Consider the following 15299-nt stretch of genomic DNA (forward strand, 5'->3'; position numbering starts at 1 on the left):
CTGCTCAGACTGATCGAGGGTGAGGAACTGGAGAGCCGCCGGGTCGAGCTGGCGACCACCCTCGTGGTCCGGGACAGTACGGCCCCTCACAAGGATGCCTGACCACAGCACCTTGTCCGACCCAAGAGAGCGCTCCCCTCGGCCTTCCGTCGACGCAGCCCGTGGGCGCTGTCGCGGCGTGGTGGGTCTCCGTTTCACGGGAGGCTCCCACGTCGGGTCAGATCAGATGCATGGTGGCGAGCCAGTCCAAGTTGCGGTCACCACAGGTGCGAACGGTCAGCCCGCGCCGACCACCCACGACCAGCGCATCGCCCAGCCCAGCCACCGGCAGGCCGAGCACTACGGTGACTCGTCCGGTGTGCAGGTCACCGCCCACGGCCCTGTCCACAGCGGCAAGACCGTCGGCTACATCGAGAACGGCGACTGGATCTCCTTCAAGCCCTACGCCCCCGGAAACACCGCCAGGTTCACGGCGCGGGTCTCCTCCGCGGGAGCGGGCGGCAGCCCTCGGCGTCCCCGACTAGTAGCTGTCATGGCTGGGCGTGCCGTTCGGCCGGTAGACGGCGACGATGGTGCCGCACTTGGTCGTCGAAACGCTGACCGGCTCGAGGGCAGTGGGGATCGCCCCCTCGGCGAACAGCCGCTTGCCGGTGCCGATGATCACCGGATGGATGGTCAGCCGGTACTCGTCGACGAGACCGTGCCGCATCAGGGTCTGGGCGAGGTCGCCGCTGCCGATGACGTTGATGTTGCCCCCGTCGGACGCCTTCAGCTCACGTACGGCATCAACGACTTCTCCCTCCAGCAGCGTGGAGTTCTGCCACTCGACGGAGCCAAGGGTCCGGGAGGCCACGTACTTGTGCATGCTGTTCATCCGTTCCGTGAACGGATTGCCGGGATCGGCGGTCGGCCAGTACGACGCGAAGATCTCGTACGTCTTGCGGCCCAGCAGCATCGCGTCGGAAGCCTCGTACCAGCCGGCGATGGCCGAGCCGACCTCGTCGTCGGCGACCGGTTTCTGCCAGCCGCCATGGTCGAATCCGCTCTCGGCATCCTCGTCCGGTCCGCCGGGCGCCTGCATGACGCCGTCCAGCGTCAGGAACGTGCAAACAATGATCTCGCGCATGGTGCGCTCCCTTCCTCGACAGATAGACCTCGCGACCGCCCGAAACTCATCGGCGGAACTCCTCGGACACCTGATCGCGGTGACTCGCTCCCTGGCGACTCCCCCTGCTCGGCCCCGGGGCTTCGGCCTCAGTTCGGCCGGGAAGCGTCCGGGAAACAATTTCAGCCGATCCCCCGCTGTTCGGTGCGGGCGCGCCGAGTCCGGCCTCCGGCCTGGTCGCAGCCGGTAGCGAGGCCGAGGAAAGCGTGGCGGATGTCTCGCGCCGTTCCCGGACGCCCTGCGTGGACGTAGGAAGCCACCGGGGCGTAAGCCGTAGGTGAAGGAGGATTCGGTGGAGCAGAGAAGCCGGGCCGACGTCCGCCGTCGTGGAGGCCGGCTCGGTTGGAGCAGGTGCCCCGCGCCGGTCGTGGGCCGGTGCGGGGCGCGTTCTCGATCGGTCAGTAGACGTAGGGCCAGCCGGCGGAGTCGTAGCCGATCCAGTTGATGCCCAGGAGCGGGGTGCCGTTGTCGGCGTAGTAGTGGTAGTTGAGGATGTCGTGGTCGGTGTCGGCCAAGATGCTCTGACCGCCGGGCCCGTGGATGCTGCCGTGGCCGGCCAGGATCTCGGTGCCGCCGCCGGCGGTCATCGCCACTCCGTTGCGATCGGTGAAGGGCCCGGTGACGGACGTGGAGCGGCCGACCATGATGCGGTAGGTGCTGGACGCGCCCTGGCAGCAGTAGTCGAACGACACGTACTGGTAGTAGTAGTTGCCGTGGCGGAAGATGTACGGCGCCTCGATGGGACCGCCGTTGCGGCCGGCGATGGAGCGGATCGAGGTGTCGGCGCGCAAGCCCGATGAGGGGTTGATGGCGATCATTTTGATGCCGGACCAGAAGGATCCGAAGTCCAGCCACCAGCGGCCCTGGGCGTCCACAACGAGGTTCGGGTCGATGGCGTTGAAGTTGTCCGTGCTCTGCGAGGAGATGACCAGGCCGCGGTTGGTCCAGGTGCCGGGGTCGCCGCTGGGGCTGGTGGCCAGGAAGATCGCGGAGTGGTTGGAGCCGAAGGTCGAGGCCGCGTAGTACATGTAGTACTGGCCGTTGTGGTACGAGAGGTCCGGCGCCCACAGGCTGCGCCCGTTGTTGGTGTAGGCGTACGTCCACGGCGCGCCGCCGGGGAACGCGGAACCGGTGTTGCGGAAGGCGGTGCGGTCCGGGGAGGTCTTCAGGCCGATGTTGTCGCCGGTGTAGGCCACCAGGTAGCCGCCGTTGGGCCGCTTGACCATGGACGGGTCGTGCACACCGGTGTCACCGGTGATGACCCCGGGGCCTACGTACGCGGCCGCGGCGGCTGACGGGAACTGCGCGAGGGCGCCGAGCAGGACGGTCACCAGGGCTGCGACCAGCAGCGCGCTGACCGGCCGGCGGCGGGCAGGGGCGGCTGGACTCCTTCGCAAGTGTCTTGACATGCGATGTCTCCTTCGTCGGATGAAATGGATGCGGCCGGACGGCTTCGGACTGCCCCGGTCGAGGAGGGCGAGCTTGTCGCGGGGCGGGCGCGCAGGGGAGCGGGCCGCGCTCTCCCTGTCTCGCAGCTCGGGACTGGGTGGGCCGGCGCCGGCGGTCCAGCGGATGACGGCAGGTCGAGGCGCACGAGGACTCGCACTCCCAGGTCGGCGCGGCGTAGGTGGGGGGACGCGACTCAAGGGCGAAGCAGCGGGAATTGTTAGCGCTCCCGAGCGTGGCGAGGCCCACCGGTCCGTGTCAAGAGCAAGGACGGCACCGCTCGTCCGGCCAAGGCGCCCGGCATCTGCAGGGCTGCAGCCAGACCTGCGCCGCGGCCGACGGCACAGTGCGCCAGGGCGCGCCGAAGCTGCCATTCCGCATGCTTGGGCTGGTCAGCTGGGTAGAGAAGCGCCCCTGAAGGCGTTGGAAGAGTGTGTGGCCGTGCCGTGCGGGAGGCCTGTTCGGTGCGGGCAGCTGTCGCTGGGCTCGGCGGCATGACCGCCTGCGGACGGAGGCATGACAAGCCTGGCGCGCCACTCAGCAGGTACGGACGCCACCCCATTGACGTCTTTCGGCGCACGCTCACATAGTGGGCGCGGCAGGTGCGGCCGACCGTGCGAGATACCTTGACGTGTCCCTCAAGTCGCCCCATAGTCAAAGCCGTTCAGCCTCCAGAACCTGCGGAGTGCAGGTGGAAACAGAGGTTCGTCGGCGCGGTGGATTGTTAGCGCTAACAATCCTGCTTGCCGAAAGGCTTCCTGCTCCGCGGTCCTGCCCGGCCGGGTTCCGCCGGTCATCGTGCCCGTCAGACGGGTGTCCGGCGCGGCTCCCCCACAACGGAAGAGGTCCCATGAAGGCTCACTCACTGATGCTGCCGCTGCGAAGAGTCCTGCTCGCGGTGGGTGCCGTCCTCCTGCTGGTGACCGGCGTACTGGCCGGTACCGCGGGCCCGTCGCAGGCGGCGAGTTCATTGCCGTGCGACATCTACGCGGCGGCCGGGACCCCGTGTGTCGCCGCCCATAGCAGCACGCGAGCGCTGTACTCCTCGTACAGCGGGCCGCTGTACGAGGTGCAGCGTGCTTCCGACGGGCGTAAGGCGAATATCGGGCTGCTGACGGCCGGTGGATTCGCGAACGCGGCGGCGCAGGACAGCTTCTGCGCCGGCACGACGTGCATCGTCACCGTGATCTTCGACCAGTCGCCGCGCCACAACGACCTGACCGTCGAGGGCCCGGGGGGCGCGGGCGGCCAGGATACCGGTGTCCCGGCGGACGCGTTGCCGGTGACGGCGGGCGGCCACCAGGTGTACGGGCTGTCCTTCTCGGGGCAGATGGGATACCGGGACAACACGACCTCCGGCGTCGCCACCAACGGCCAGCCCGAGGGCATGTACATGGTCACCTCCGGTACGCATGTGAACGACCGGTGCTGCTTCGACTACGGCAACACCGAGATCACCAACTACGACACGGGCAACGGCCATATGGACGCGATCAACTTCGGTACGGAGTGCTGGTTCTCGCCGTGCAGCGGCTCGGGCCCGTGGGTGCAGGCGGACCTGGAGAACGGCCTCTTCCAGTCCGACGCCGGTTACAGCAAGAACGCCGCCAACACCGGCAACAGCAACCCGTTCGTGACCGCCCTGCTGAAGAACAACGGGCAGAACTACTTCGCACTCAAGGACGGCAACGCCCAGAGCGGCGGCCTGACCACCCGTTATGCCGGACCGGAACCCACACGGAGCGGATACTCCCCGATGCACCAGGAAGGCGGCATCGTTCTGGGAACCGGCGGCGACAACAGCAACGGCTCCATCGGCAGCTTCTTCGAAGGCGTCATGACCGCCGGTCTGCCCAGCGACGCCGCCGACAACGCCGTGCAGGCCGGCATCACCGCCGTCGGCTACGGCGCTCCCAGCCCGGTCGCGTCCGGCAGCCTGGCCCCCGGCTCCACGGTCTCCCTGCGGTCCACCACTCCCGGCTACACAGACCGCTACATCCGCCACCAGCTCAACAACGCCGCCACCTCCGTCATCGGCTCCGGCAGCCCCGCACTGGACAAGAGCGACGGTTCCTGGATCGCACGACGCGGCCTGGCCAACGCCTCCTGCGTGTCGTTCGAGTCCCGCAACTTCCCCGGTGACTTCCTGCGGCACTCCGCCTTCCAGCTCCACCGCCAGCCCATGGACGGCAGCGCCGTATTCCGCGCCGACGCCACCTTCTGCCCGCAAGCCGGCAAGAACGGCCAGGGGACCTCGTTCGCCTCGTACAACTACCCCGACCGCTTCCTGCGCCACTACAACAACACCGTCTACATCGCGAGCAACGGCGGAACCAATGCATTCGACAACGCCAACTCCTGGGCCAACGACGTGAGCTGGGCCGTCAGCCAGCCCTGGACGCCGTAACTCCACGCGCCACCGGCCTCACCGGGCGGCCCACCTCCCGACGTCCTGCCGGGGAGTGGGTCACCTGCGCGAAGACGGCCGCCGCCCCGGGGCAGCGGCCGTGGCGCGATCCACTCAGGTCAGTCCGTGTTCTCGGTTCGTTCGCCCTTGGGGCCCCTCCGGTGGGGAACGGGCCTCGGAATCCGGTCACGCTAGGAGTTGTCGAACACAGCCTTCTGGACCTCGTTCGGTCCGTCGAACCGGTCCGCCGGAGCGTCACCGAGTTTCTGGACGAGAGTGTCGTCCGCGCCGTTGTTCTGGGCCAGCGAGACCAGGTCATCCCTGCTGGCGGGATACTCGGCGCCCTTGAGCGCCTTCTGCACGTCGATCGGGCTGATGTCCGCCACGGGGCGTCTCCTTGCTTCTTCGTGATGTGACGTGATCCGCAGGTACGGATCATGGACATGATCAGAACCGGACGGTCCGGGCTCGGCGTTGTGTCACTCCGCCTGGCGACGGTCTCCGGTGACGGCTACGACAACCTCCGTGACGTTCGCGTACGTACCGTCGTCCGGCAGCCGCCGCGCGGCCTCGATGAACGGTGTCCGGCGCATGGTGTCCCCGCAGGACGTCCAGCACCGTCTGCCGGTCCGCCGGGAAGGCGGTCCGCTCCAGGTGGCGCGCCATTTCCAGGCGCAACGACTCCATGTCGGCGTACGCCTCGGCCCGGTCGCGTTCGGCGCCGGGTGGGGGTACCGGTCCGCTTGCGTCGACCTGGATGTCGTCGTCCGCCGGAGGTTCCGGGTCGTTGCCCTCCTCCACGTGCGTGTGCTGTCCGGACCGGAGGTAGCCCTCCAGTTCGTGCTTCATCTCGTCGTCCTTGCGCGGACCGACCGGTTGGCTGCCTCGTTGCATGGTCCTCACCTCACGCTTTCCGCTGGTGCGTGTGGGCGTCACGGCAGGTTCGGCGCAGCAGCACGTTGACGCCCTGGCCTGGATGTCGGTGTCCGCCTTGGCTCCGGCGTCGCGTGTGATGCCCCCGCGGCCGGGCGTGGCGGTCCGTCATCCTCGCGTACGGAGACGGAGTCGCCCTTCTCCACTCTGCGCATCGCTGCGCCGCGGTGCCACTTGGTCGGGCCGGTCACCGTCGCTCACCTGGTTCGTCGCCCCCAGTGCCCTGCGTGCCCGCGGTGGTCGCCGCACCGGTGCCGGCCGCCTCCCCGAGACCCGGCGCGATCGAACCGTCGCCCGCCACCCCGAGCGTCACCTTCGTCCAGCCCGCTTCCCGCCGGTCGAAAGCGCGGTAGGCGTCGATCGCGTCCTCGGTGCCGACCCAGCGGGTGATCAGCGGAGTGGGGTCGAGACGGCCGGCGGCGACCATGGAGACCAGGTCGGGCACGTAGCGGCGGTGGTTGCAGTTGCCGAGTTTGAGCGTGAGGTTCTTCATGAAGGCCGCGCCGAACGGGTAGTGCTGCACCTGCGGTGGATAGACCCCGATGGTGCCGATCGTCCCTGCCTTCGCGGCCATCTGCACAGCCCAGCGGGCGGCCAGCGTCGGTGCGTCGCCGGGCACCCATGTCCGCCCGTCCGGGGCCTGTTCGGGTGCCGCCTCGTCGCGTTCGCGGTCGAACTGCTCGGCCTGCTCGCGCACCGCGTCGGCGGCCGGACCGCGGGAGGGCCGCTGCGCGTCCACGCCCACGGCCTCGATCACGCGGTCCGCCCCGATTCCGCCGGTCAGCTCCAGGACTGCCTCGACCGGGTCCTCGCTGTTGAAGTCGACCGTTTCCGCGTGCTGTCTCCGGGCCAGCTCCAGCCGGTCGGCGAGGCCGTCGACGATGATGATCCGCCCGGCTCCCTGCAGGCGGGCGCATCCGACGGCGGCCTGTCCGACCGGTCCCGCGCCCACGATCACGACGGTGTCACCCGCGCCGACCTCGGCGAGACGGGCCCCGAACCACGCCGTGGGGTAGATGTCGGACAGCAGGATGGCCTGGGCGTCGTCGACCGTGTCCGGCAGCGGAACGAGGCCGACATGCGCGAACGGAACGCGGGCGTACTCCGCCTGGAGCCCGTCCAGCCCACCGGCGGCTTCCGGGCCGCCGAAGAACACCGTGCCCGCCCGGCGGCCCTGCGGGTTGGCGTTGTCGCACTGCGCGTAGTAGCCGGCCCGGCAGTAGCTGCATGTTCCGCACGCCACCGTGGACGGCACCACGACCCGGTCACCGGCGCGCAGGTTGCGCACGCCCGAGCCGATGTCCGTCACGACGCCGACGGCCTCGTGCCCGAGAATGCGGCCCTCCTGCATTCCAGGCATGGTCCCCCGGACGAAGTGCAGGTCGGTCCCGCAGATGGCGGACGTCGTGATCCGCACGATCGCGTCGTACGGGTCCTTGATCTCCGGCTCCGGCACATCGTCCAGTCGTATGTCTCCCAGCGCGTGCCACACAACGGCCTTCATGGCCTGGTCACCCTTCCTCTGTCCGCTCCGTCCCCGCGTGACGACCGAGCGGCCGACCGGCCGGTGCCACGTACGAAGTACCTATGACCCAACCCTGCGCGTTGATCCGGAGGCCTTCAAACGGAACCCGTGTGCTCCCCGTCCGGAGGCTCGCGCCGAGGGCCGGGGAGGCAGGCGGACCACAGGGCCACGCCGCCGAACGGAGGATTCGTTCCCGCTCCCACCTGTGCCTTCTCGCGGTGGCGGGGATGTCCCGGTTAGCGTCATGGCCAGTTGTCATGGTTCCGCAGTATCCGTCGCCCATGAGACGTCTCTCATGGGCGGCCGCGCTGTTCAGAGTCTTGCAGGGGCCAGGACGATCACCTCCGGTCCCCGCACGGTGCGGGGCCGGTTTCGAGTCGCCTTGGAGGACAGAAATGGCCAGCGGAACCGTCAAGTGGTTCAACGCGGAAAAGGGCTTCGGCTTCATCGAGCAGGACGGCGGCGGACCCGACGTCTTCGCCCACTACTCCAACATCGCCGCCCAGGGCTTCCGTGAGCTCCAGGAGGGCCAGAAGGTGAACTTCGACGTCACCCAGGGCCCCAAGGGTCCCCAGGCGGAGAACATCACGCCCGCCTGACCGCCCGTAACGGAGCCCGCCCCCTAACGTTCGCCGGAACGAAGTCCGTCACGAACGTTCGCCGGGCGGGCTCTTTGCGCCGGCACGGAGCCGCTGCGACTGCTCGTTGGCTCAGGTGAGCTGTGGGTGGCCGAAGAGCACGTCGTAGCCGGGCGGGAGTTGGAGCAGGATTCGCCTCATCAGGTCCTCTCCCGCGCAGTCGGCCACGACGCTGAGGACCGCGCTGACATCCCAGGTCGCCGTCCGCTCGGTGGCTCCCTCGATCCATGCCGCGGTGGCCCGGATGAATCGCTCGGGCGGGAGCGGTTCATGTGCTTGGAGCGGGTTGAGCAGCACGAGCGAAAACGTTTCGGGCAGCCGGGCGGCGAGCTCTGCCCGCACGTCGCCCACCAAGTGGGCGCCCAGCAGCCCCAGCACTACGCGGCTCGCCCGCTCGGCCTCGTGGGGCGAAGCGTAGTCTCCGCGGTCCTGCACCGCCGTGAGGAATGCGTCCCATCGCATCGGCATGCGTCCTCCAGAGTTCGGGGGGCCGTGGGTGCGGCCCCCGTGCCGGCCGGCCGGCCGGGTTCAACTGCCGCTGATCCGCTTCGTGGAGGAGTCGGCGCCGCTGATGGCGATCTTGCGGGGTCTGGCCTGTTCGGCGACCGGGATCCGCAGTCGGAGCACGCCCGCTTCGTAGGTTGCGTCGATGCGTTCGGTATCCAGCGTCTCGCCCAGGAAGAGCTGGCGGCTGAAGACTCCGGTCGGCCGTTCGGCGATCAGGACGTCCGCGTCCTGGCCGGCGGACGGATGCCGTACGGCCTTGACCGTCAGTACGTTCTGCTCGACATCGAGGTCGATGGACTGCGGGTCCACGCCGGGCAGGTCCAGCTCGACCGTGAAGCGGTCGCCGTCACGGAAGGCATCCATCGGCATGGCAGCCGGCCGCGCGGCGGTGCCGAGAACCTGCTGCGTGAGGCGGTCGAGTTCCCGGAACGGGTCGGTACGCATGAGCATCTCTGTCACTCCTCTCCCGAACGATGGCGGGATGCACATGACGACAACACCGGTATACCTCGATGGGGAAAACCTGACAAGAGACGCTCAACCTCGGGTTCGGTGCTGGTCAGAGCCGTCTCAGCAGGCGTTTTCCATGACGCCCGGATCGTCCGGTCCCGGGTCCTGAAGCCGGCGGTAGGCAGTGCCGTGCCACTCGCAGAACACAACCGTGGCATCGTCCTGGAGGGCGCCCCTGTGGTAGTCGAGGACGGCGTGGACGAGGCGGCGCCGGGTTTCGGGGACGGGAAGGCCATCGGCCTGGTGTCGGATGACGAAGTCCGTGAAGCGGTCCAGACCGAATTCCTGGCTGCTCGCGTCGCGGGCCTCGGTGATGCCGTCGGTGTACAGCAGGAACCTGTCGTCTTCTTCCAGCTGGTCGCGGCACAGGACGGGCTCGATGCCCAGTCCCGTGCCCAGCGGGGCGGCCGGCGGACAGTCCAAGTTGAGCGGCCTGCCGTTACGGGTCAGGACCGGCGGGTGGTGGCCGCAGTTGAGCCAGGTCAGCTCGCCCGTCGCGGTGTTCAGGTCGGCCAGGATGCCGGTGGCGTAGCGGGTCTGGGCGAACTGTTCACCTAGAGCCTGTTCGATGGTGGCAGCGGCTTCCTGCAAGGTGCCGTTGCGCCGGCGCCGGCTGCGACACGCGGCAACGGCCAGGTTGGCGGTCAGTCCGGCAGCGGTGTCGTGGCCCATCGCATCGAAGATCGCCAAATGTGCGACGTCACCGGCTTCGGCGTAGTCGAAGGCGTCCCCGACGCTCTGGTAGGCCGGCTCCATCATGGCGCCGATGGTCACTTGTCTGTTCGAGAATGTAGTGGGCGGCATCAGCGACCACTGCATCTCGGCCGCGATGGTCATGGGCTGCCTGCGGGTCAGGCGGGCGTAGGAGTCGCTGTGGTTTCGCTTGCTGACCAGCAACAGTCCCACGAGGTCCGCCAGGGCCAGCATTGCCTCGGCCGATGTCCGGGTCCACGGAAGCTCGATGCACAGCACGCCGAGACGTTCGGTGCCGTCCATCACCCGGCAACCAGCACCGCGTCCGGCCCTTGACCGGTACGGGACGGACGCTCTGGAAGGCTCTGCCGGCCGGCGTGCCGTCGACGCGGAGTTCGTGCCCGCCCTCAGCTGCGTCCAGGCCGCGCCCGGTCACCTCGCGCAGCACGTCCTGCTGGATGTCGGCGACGTAGAACCGCGCCCCGGGCAGGCCCGCGGCTTCGGTGTGCCGGGCGACGAGTGCGGGAAGCTGTTCCAGGGGCGCGGTGCGGCTGGTTCTCAGCAGTGCGGTGAGCATCCGCGTGATGCTGGAAGCGGTGGTCACGACCGGGACTCCATTCGGCACGTGTCCCGAATCCGTCCGGCAACCCGCCCGGGTGAAGGCGGAGCCCTTCACTTCGCGCGGAGGTCCCGGCTCCGCTCCCGCGCTGACGACCAGGGTGCTCCCCCAGGGTGAAGCAGTCGCCGGCGGCTCGGCGCCCCGGTGTCGGAACAGCCCTGACGACGGCGCCGCCGCGCGACCGGGGACCGGCACCGGGCGCGCGGCGGCTGTACCCGCCATGGCGATGATTCCTGCCGTGCCTCGGCCCGTCGGCCGTGTCACGGCTGCGTTCAGGCCTGGCCCTGTGGAGCGGGCAGGTTGCCGAAGGCCCGCATGAGGAGCGCGTAGAGCCCCGAGGCGACGACGATGCCGACGGGCAGCGCCAGGTCCACGCCGCCGAGGGCCTCGGCGACCGGACCCGTATAGAGGGTGTTGACGCACAGGGCGGCCGCCGCGACGCCGGCCGCCAGTGCGAGCGCTCCCGCGGGATTGACCCCGGCGGTGTACCAGAAGGAGCCGGCCGGTGTCTCGTTCATGAGTGCGGGGCCGTTGTAGCGGTTGCGGCGCAGCACGATGTCCGTGGCGTAGACGGCCATGGAGGGGCCGAGGAGCACGACGGTGAGCTGGAGGACGTTGCTCACGGTGTCGAGGAAATTGGAGATGAGCAGCCCGTAGAGGGTGAGGGAGACTGCGGCGACTCCGTCGACGAGCACGCTGCGGGTGCGGCGGATGCGTATGCCGACCGCCTGCAGGGCGAGTCCGGCGCTGTAGGAGGTCAGAGCGTTGATGGCGATCGTGCCGAGGACCAGGGCCAGCAGGAAGAGCGGGAAGAACCAGGCCGGCAGGATCTTCTCGAGGCCGGTCTGGGGGTCGCTCATGTCGACCGCGGTCGCGGCGCATGCTCCGAGGGAGCAGACGATGACGCTCGGCACGAAGCCGCCCAGGGCTGTCCAGCCGAGGACGGACTTCGCGGACGTCGTGCGGGGCAGGTAGCGCGAGAAGTCGGCGCTCGTGGTGTAGGACAGCGGTCCGGAGCCGATGAGGGCCACGCCGGCGACGAGGACCGACCAGAGACCGACGCCGCTCAGCGGCTCGTCCGGGGTGTAGCCGAAGTCGGTGTGCCCGAGCACCGGGACGGCGGCCACGGCGAAGACCGCCATCAGGACGAGGGTGATCGGCAGGTACAGCCTGGTGATCAGGCCGTGGCCGTAGACGCCGATGGCCAGGGTGAGGGTGGCGATGACCACCACGACGGCGATCTGGACACCGGTGTTCGCGGTGATGCCCGCCTTCTCCACCAGGGAGAACGCGACGGTCGCGGCCGCGGCCAGGTTGAGGGCGAAGTAGCAGACGGAGATCAGCCAGCCGACGATCGCGTTGTTCACCCGGTTCCCGAGGACTCCGTACATCGCACGGGTGATCACCTCGCTCGGTGCGCCCGCGGCCGGGCCGGAGACGGCGAGGAGTCCGGTGAGCAGCCAGAAGAGATTGCCCACCACGATGACCGCGAGGGCCTGCCGGAGGCTCAGCCCCATGAGGACCAGGGCGCCGCCGGTGACGAGGCTGAGGTAGTTGACGTTCGCCGCCGCCCAGATGGAGAACAACTGTCGCGGGCGGCCGTGGCGCTCGTCGTCGGCGATGTGGTCGATGCCGTGGACCTCGGTGCGACCGGCCCGGTCCGGGCGGGACCGTACCGCCTCGTCCGCAGGGTGTGGGCCTGGTTGCGGGTCGGGAATCGTGGCTGCCATCGGGCTCCTCCGGATGCTGCGTACCCACCTGGTTGTTTATTGGTCGCAAACTCAATAGCATCGATTCCATGCCGTCAAGCGTCTCGCACAAGCGAATCCGTAGATCTCCCGCCGCAAGACGTGCGGAAATCGTTGTCGCGGCCTCGATGGTCGCTCTACGGGAAGGGCTGGAGTGCATCACGCTCCGGCGCATCGCCGAGGAGCTGGGCGTGCGGCCGGGGCTGATCAGCCACTACTTCCCGGCCGTGGAGGACCTCGTCGCGGAGGCGTACGGTGACGCGGCCGGAGGTGAGCTGGACAGCCTCCTTCCGGCCGACCGTGCAGACGCCACCCCGACCCGGCACCTGGCCCGGTTCTTCTCCCTGGCGACAGGCACGGCGTACGACGACATAAGCCGGCTCTGGCTCAACGCCCGGCATCTCAGCCGGTACCGCCCCCTCCTGCGTGACCGCGTCGCCGCGCAGGAGAGCGCTTGGCGCGGCCGGCTCAAAGAGCTCATCCGCGACGGCGTGGCGCTGGGCGAGTTCCGCAGCCGCGACGCTGCGGTGGCGGCCATGCAGATCCTCGTCGTCATCGACGGTCTCGGCGCCCACGCCAACACCGCCGACGCGGACCGGCCGCCCGAGATCGCGCAGATGGCCGTCCTGACGGCAGAACGCGAACTGGGCCTGCCGCCAGGAGCCCTGAGCACCGGCGCCACTACCACCGACGCCACCGACGCCACCGACGCCACCGACGCCACCGACGCCACCGACGCCACCTCGAACTGACCCGCCCCTCCTAGGAGTTCCCCCGTGCGTACCTCTCTCGTCCTGCTCTCGGCCGGTCTGCTCGACCCCGTCTCCGGAAGCTTCCTCCCGCAGACCGCCCTCGCCGCGGCCGGAGGGCGGATCACCGCTCTCGGCGACGACCACGAGATCCGCGCGCTCGCGGACGCCTCGACCACGGTCATCGACCTCAAGGGAGCCACCGTGACTCCGGGGCTGGTCGACGGGCATGTCCACCCGGTCACCGGCGCGGAACTGACCCACGGACTGGACCTGTCGCACTGCACCGACGTCGAGGGCGTGCGCGAGGCACTGGCCGAAGAGGTGCGCTCGCTCGCGCCCGGGGCATGGCTGCACGGCTGGGGCCTGGACCCGAACGTGTTCGGCGACCTGCCGGTCGAGGTCGCCCCCTTCGACGCCGTCCTCGACGGTGTCCCGGCCCTTCTGCTGCTCTTCGACGCCCACTCCATGCTGGCCAGCCGCCGCGCCCTGCAACTGGCCGGCGTCGACGGGCCGCGCACCTTCGCGCAGGCCTCCGCCCAGGTGGTGTGCGACGACCGGGGACGGCCCACCGGGCTCCTCCTGGAGGACGCCGCCTGCGAAATCGTGGAACGCGTCGCCCCACAGCCCACCCGCACGGAACGCCGCGACCGACTCGCCGCCGCCCTGCGCGCCATGGCCGCCGTCGGCCTCACCGGCGGCCACGTGATGGACGCGGGCGGCGACAGCCTCGCCTTCTACGCCGAACTGGACGCCGCCGGCGACCTCCCGCTCCGGCTCCGCGTCGCCCCCTGGTGCCAGCCCGGCACCGACGCCGACGAACTGCGGGCCCTCATCGAACAGCAGGGCACCGGTGGGAAGTTGTGGCGCACCGAAGGCATCAAGATCTTCATGGACGGCACGATCGACAATGGCACCGCCTGGCTGGAACGCCCCGACCACCACGGCGAGTCCACGCACGCCTTCTGGCCCGACCCCGCCGTCTACACGAAGATCATCGGCGAGCTCCACCGGGCCGGTGTGCCCACCGCGACCCACGCGATCGGTGACGCCGCCGTCCGGCACGTCCTCGACGCCGTGGAGAAGGCGCAGGCCGAGGACGGACGCGGGGTACGGCACCGTGTCGAGCACATCGAGACCGTCCCCGACGACACCCTGCGCCGCTTCGCCGAACTGGGCGTCGCCGCCTCCATGCAGCCCACCCACTGCTGCGACTTCACCCGGGCCGACCACACCGACAACTGGTCCCGCCGCCTGGGCCAGGAACGCGCTGATCGCGCCTGGCGCTGCCGCGACCTGTGGAACTCCGGCGCCACCGTCGTCCTCGGCTCCGACTGGCCCATCGCTCCCTACCCCCCGCTCGGTGTCATGGCCGGAGCCCGCCACCGGCGCCCGACGCGCGATGTCACGCTGCCTCCGCACGGCCCCGACCAGGCGCTCACCCCGCTGGAAGCTCTGCAGGGCATGACCGTCAACGCCGCATGGGCGGCGGGTGAGGAACGCGAGGCGGGCCGGATCGCCGTCGGTTACCGCGCCGACCTGACGGCCTTCGCCGGCAACCCGCTCACCACGGCCGCCACCGCCCTGGCGGACCTGCCCGTGCTGCTCACGGTCCTCGACGGCCGGCCCACCCACCGGGCTGCGAGCGTCTGAGCGGCGGCGGCTCCGTGCCGTGTCTCCGGGCGCGGAGCCGTCACCCGTGACTCCCCGGGACCGGCATAACCGATCGACACCCTGATCCCGGCCGGGTTGGATGGACGGTATGCCAGAGCTGCGCACCGATCGTCTTCTGCTCCGCCGGTGGCGGGAGTCCGACCTCGAACCGTGGGCGGCAATGAACGCCGATCCCGACGTGCGGGAGCACCTGGGACCGTTGCTGTCGCGGGAGCAGAGCGATGCCGTGGCGGCGGGCATGCGGGCCGCGTTCGACGAGCGGGGTTTCGGGTGGTGGGCGATCGAAGCACGCCGGACCGGTGAGTTCCTCGGTCGCGCCGGCCTGGACGAGGTGGACGGGGACATGCCGTTCACCGGGGTGGATGTCGGCTGGCGTCTGGCGCGTTCGGCGTGGGGTCATGGTTACGCCACCGAGGCCGCCCTGGCCTGCCTGACGTTCGGCTTCGAGACGCTCGGGCTGCCGGAAGTGGTCGCTTCGACGACCGTCGGCAACCTTCGCTCCCAGGCGGTGATGCGCCGGATCGGCATGACCCGCGACCCGGCCGACGACTTCGAGGATCCGAGCGTGTCCGAGGGGCCGCTTCGCCCGTGCGTGCTGTACCGGATCGCCCGCCGGGAGGCTCACGGCCGCCCCCTCGCGGCCGGGGACGTTCCGCATCCTCTGTAAGCGGGTGCCCCGGCACCT

At 69.8% G+C, this 15299-nt stretch carries 14 protein-coding genes and 1 pseudogene; 6 read left to right on the plus strand and 9 right to left on the minus strand.

Annotated features, from left to right (window positions below):
* Positions 1 to 265: 265 nt before the first annotated feature.
* A pseudogene (locus ABTX18_RS35285) lies at positions 266 to 568 on the plus strand (carbohydrate-binding protein); the annotation flags it as partial.
* On the opposite strand, the gene ABTX18_RS35290 reads toward ABTX18_RS35285, so the two are convergent.
* Positions 521 to 1126, minus strand: coding sequence for a dihydrofolate reductase family protein (locus ABTX18_RS35290; protein ID WP_352126888.1), 606 nt, complete (start codon positions 1124 to 1126; stop codon positions 521 to 523). The pseudogene ABTX18_RS35285 and the gene ABTX18_RS35290 overlap by 48 nt on opposite strands.
* A 437-nt stretch (positions 1127 to 1563) precedes the next feature.
* Complete coding sequence (locus tag ABTX18_RS35295; protein ID WP_352126889.1) at positions 1564 to 2574, minus strand: arabinan endo-1,5-alpha-L-arabinosidase; 1011 nt, start codon at positions 2572 to 2574, stop codon at positions 1564 to 1566.
* A gap of 887 nt (positions 2575 to 3461) precedes the next feature.
* On the opposite strand from ABTX18_RS35295, the gene ABTX18_RS35300 reads away from it, so the two are divergent.
* Positions 3462 to 5018 (plus strand): alpha-L-arabinofuranosidase B, encoded by a 1557-nt coding sequence (locus tag ABTX18_RS35300; RefSeq protein ID WP_352126891.1) that lies wholly within the window; start codon positions 3462 to 3464, stop codon positions 5016 to 5018.
* 191 nt (positions 5019 to 5209) lie between these two features.
* On the opposite strand, the gene ABTX18_RS35305 is transcribed toward ABTX18_RS35300, so the two are convergent.
* The 3 genes from ABTX18_RS35305 to ABTX18_RS35315 form a co-directional block, all read right to left on the minus strand.
* The gene (locus tag ABTX18_RS35305) at positions 5210 to 5404 is read right to left on the minus strand and encodes a DUF2795 domain-containing protein (RefSeq protein WP_352126892.1); all 195 of its coding nucleotides are present in this window, start codon (positions 5402 to 5404) and stop codon (positions 5210 to 5212) included.
* 61 nt (positions 5405 to 5465) lie between these two features.
* On the minus strand, positions 5466 to 5912 hold the full coding sequence (locus ABTX18_RS35310; RefSeq protein ID WP_352126893.1) for a DUF2795 domain-containing protein: 447 nt from the start codon (positions 5910 to 5912) through the stop codon (positions 5466 to 5468).
* A 226-nt stretch (positions 5913 to 6138) separates the two neighbouring features.
* On the minus strand, positions 6139 to 7455 hold the full coding sequence (locus ABTX18_RS35315) for a zinc-dependent alcohol dehydrogenase (RefSeq protein ID WP_352126894.1): 1317 nt from the start codon (positions 7453 to 7455) through the stop codon (positions 6139 to 6141).
* A gap of 416 nt (positions 7456 to 7871) precedes the next feature.
* On the opposite strand from ABTX18_RS35315, the gene ABTX18_RS35320 reads away from it, so the two are divergent.
* Complete coding sequence (locus ABTX18_RS35320; RefSeq protein WP_136326933.1) at positions 7872 to 8075, plus strand: cold-shock protein; 204 nt, start codon at positions 7872 to 7874, stop codon at positions 8073 to 8075.
* Between the two features lie 111 nt (positions 8076 to 8186).
* Here the strand turns inward: ABTX18_RS35320 and ABTX18_RS35325 are convergent, their stop codons facing one another.
* The 4 genes from ABTX18_RS35325 to ABTX18_RS35340 all read right to left on the minus strand — a co-directional run bounded on the left by ABTX18_RS35325 (position 8187) and on the right by ABTX18_RS35340 (position 12173).
* On the minus strand, positions 8187 to 8582 hold the full coding sequence (locus tag ABTX18_RS35325; protein WP_352126895.1) for a DUF2267 domain-containing protein: 396 nt from the start codon (positions 8580 to 8582) through the stop codon (positions 8187 to 8189).
* Positions 8583 to 8642: 60 nt separating this feature from the next.
* Entirely contained in the window at positions 8643 to 9071 is a 429-nt protein-coding gene (locus ABTX18_RS35330; RefSeq protein WP_352126896.1) for an Hsp20/alpha crystallin family protein, read from the minus strand.
* Positions 9072 to 9191: 120 nt separating this feature from the next.
* Positions 9192 to 10127, minus strand: coding sequence for a PP2C family protein-serine/threonine phosphatase (locus ABTX18_RS35335; RefSeq protein WP_352126897.1), 936 nt, complete (start codon positions 10125 to 10127; stop codon positions 9192 to 9194).
* A 588-nt stretch (positions 10128 to 10715) separates the two neighbouring features.
* Positions 10716 to 12173, minus strand: a complete 1458-nt coding sequence (locus tag ABTX18_RS35340) for a purine-cytosine permease family protein (protein ID WP_352126898.1) — start codon at positions 12171 to 12173, stop codon at positions 10716 to 10718.
* A gap of 68 nt (positions 12174 to 12241) precedes the next feature.
* On the opposite strand from ABTX18_RS35340, the gene ABTX18_RS35345 reads away from it, so the two are divergent.
* From ABTX18_RS35345 to ABTX18_RS35355, 3 genes are all read left to right on the plus strand, one after another.
* Positions 12242 to 12943, plus strand: coding sequence for a TetR/AcrR family transcriptional regulator (locus ABTX18_RS35345; protein WP_352126899.1), 702 nt, complete (start codon positions 12242 to 12244; stop codon positions 12941 to 12943).
* Between the two features lie 24 nt (positions 12944 to 12967).
* Entirely contained in the window at positions 12968 to 14593 is a 1626-nt protein-coding gene (locus ABTX18_RS35350) for an amidohydrolase (protein WP_352126900.1), read from the plus strand.
* 109 nt (positions 14594 to 14702) lie between these two features.
* Complete coding sequence (locus ABTX18_RS35355) at positions 14703 to 15281, plus strand: GNAT family N-acetyltransferase (RefSeq protein WP_352126901.1); 579 nt, start codon at positions 14703 to 14705, stop codon at positions 15279 to 15281.
* The last annotated feature ends 18 nt before the right edge of the window (positions 15282 to 15299 follow it).

Origin of the sequence: Streptomyces sp. NPDC096323 (assembly GCF_040302845.1) — a bacterium.
Taxonomy (GTDB): Bacteria; Actinomycetota; Actinomycetes; order Streptomycetales; family Streptomycetaceae; genus Streptomyces.

What these genes read in the sequence shown, in the direction of transcription:
- ABTX18_RS35290 (WP_352126888.1), bottom strand. Translation starts at nt 1,126, where the DNA reads ATGCGCGAGATCATTGTTTGCACGTTCCTGACGCTGGACGGCGTCATG.
- ABTX18_RS35295 (WP_352126889.1), bottom strand. Translation starts at nt 2,574, where the DNA reads ATGTCAAGACACTTGCGAAGGAGTCCAGCCGCCCCTGCCCGCCGCCGG.
- ABTX18_RS35300 (WP_352126891.1), top strand. Translation starts at nt 3,462, where the DNA reads ATGAAGGCTCACTCACTGATGCTGCCGCTGCGAAGAGTCCTGCTCGCG.
- ABTX18_RS35310 (WP_352126893.1), bottom strand. Translation starts at nt 5,912, where the DNA reads ATGCAACGAGGCAGCCAACCGGTCGGTCCGCGCAAGGACGACGAGATG.
- ABTX18_RS35315 (WP_352126894.1), bottom strand. Translation starts at nt 7,455, where the DNA reads ATGAAGGCCGTTGTGTGGCACGCGCTGGGAGACATACGACTGGACGAT.
- ABTX18_RS35320 (WP_136326933.1), top strand. Translation starts at nt 7,872, where the DNA reads ATGGCCAGCGGAACCGTCAAGTGGTTCAACGCGGAAAAGGGCTTCGGC.
- ABTX18_RS35325 (WP_352126895.1), bottom strand. Translation starts at nt 8,582, where the DNA reads ATGCCGATGCGATGGGACGCATTCCTCACGGCGGTGCAGGACCGCGGA.
- ABTX18_RS35330 (WP_352126896.1), bottom strand. Translation starts at nt 9,071, where the DNA reads ATGCTCATGCGTACCGACCCGTTCCGGGAACTCGACCGCCTCACGCAG.
- ABTX18_RS35335 (WP_352126897.1), bottom strand. Translation starts at nt 10,127, where the DNA reads ATGGACGGCACCGAACGTCTCGGCGTGCTGTGCATCGAGCTTCCGTGG.
- ABTX18_RS35340 (WP_352126898.1), bottom strand. Translation starts at nt 12,173, where the DNA reads ATGGCAGCCACGATTCCCGACCCGCAACCAGGCCCACACCCTGCGGAC.
- ABTX18_RS35345 (WP_352126899.1), top strand. Translation starts at nt 12,242, where the DNA reads ATGCCGTCAAGCGTCTCGCACAAGCGAATCCGTAGATCTCCCGCCGCA.
- ABTX18_RS35355 (WP_352126901.1), top strand. Translation starts at nt 14,703, where the DNA reads ATGCCAGAGCTGCGCACCGATCGTCTTCTGCTCCGCCGGTGGCGGGAG.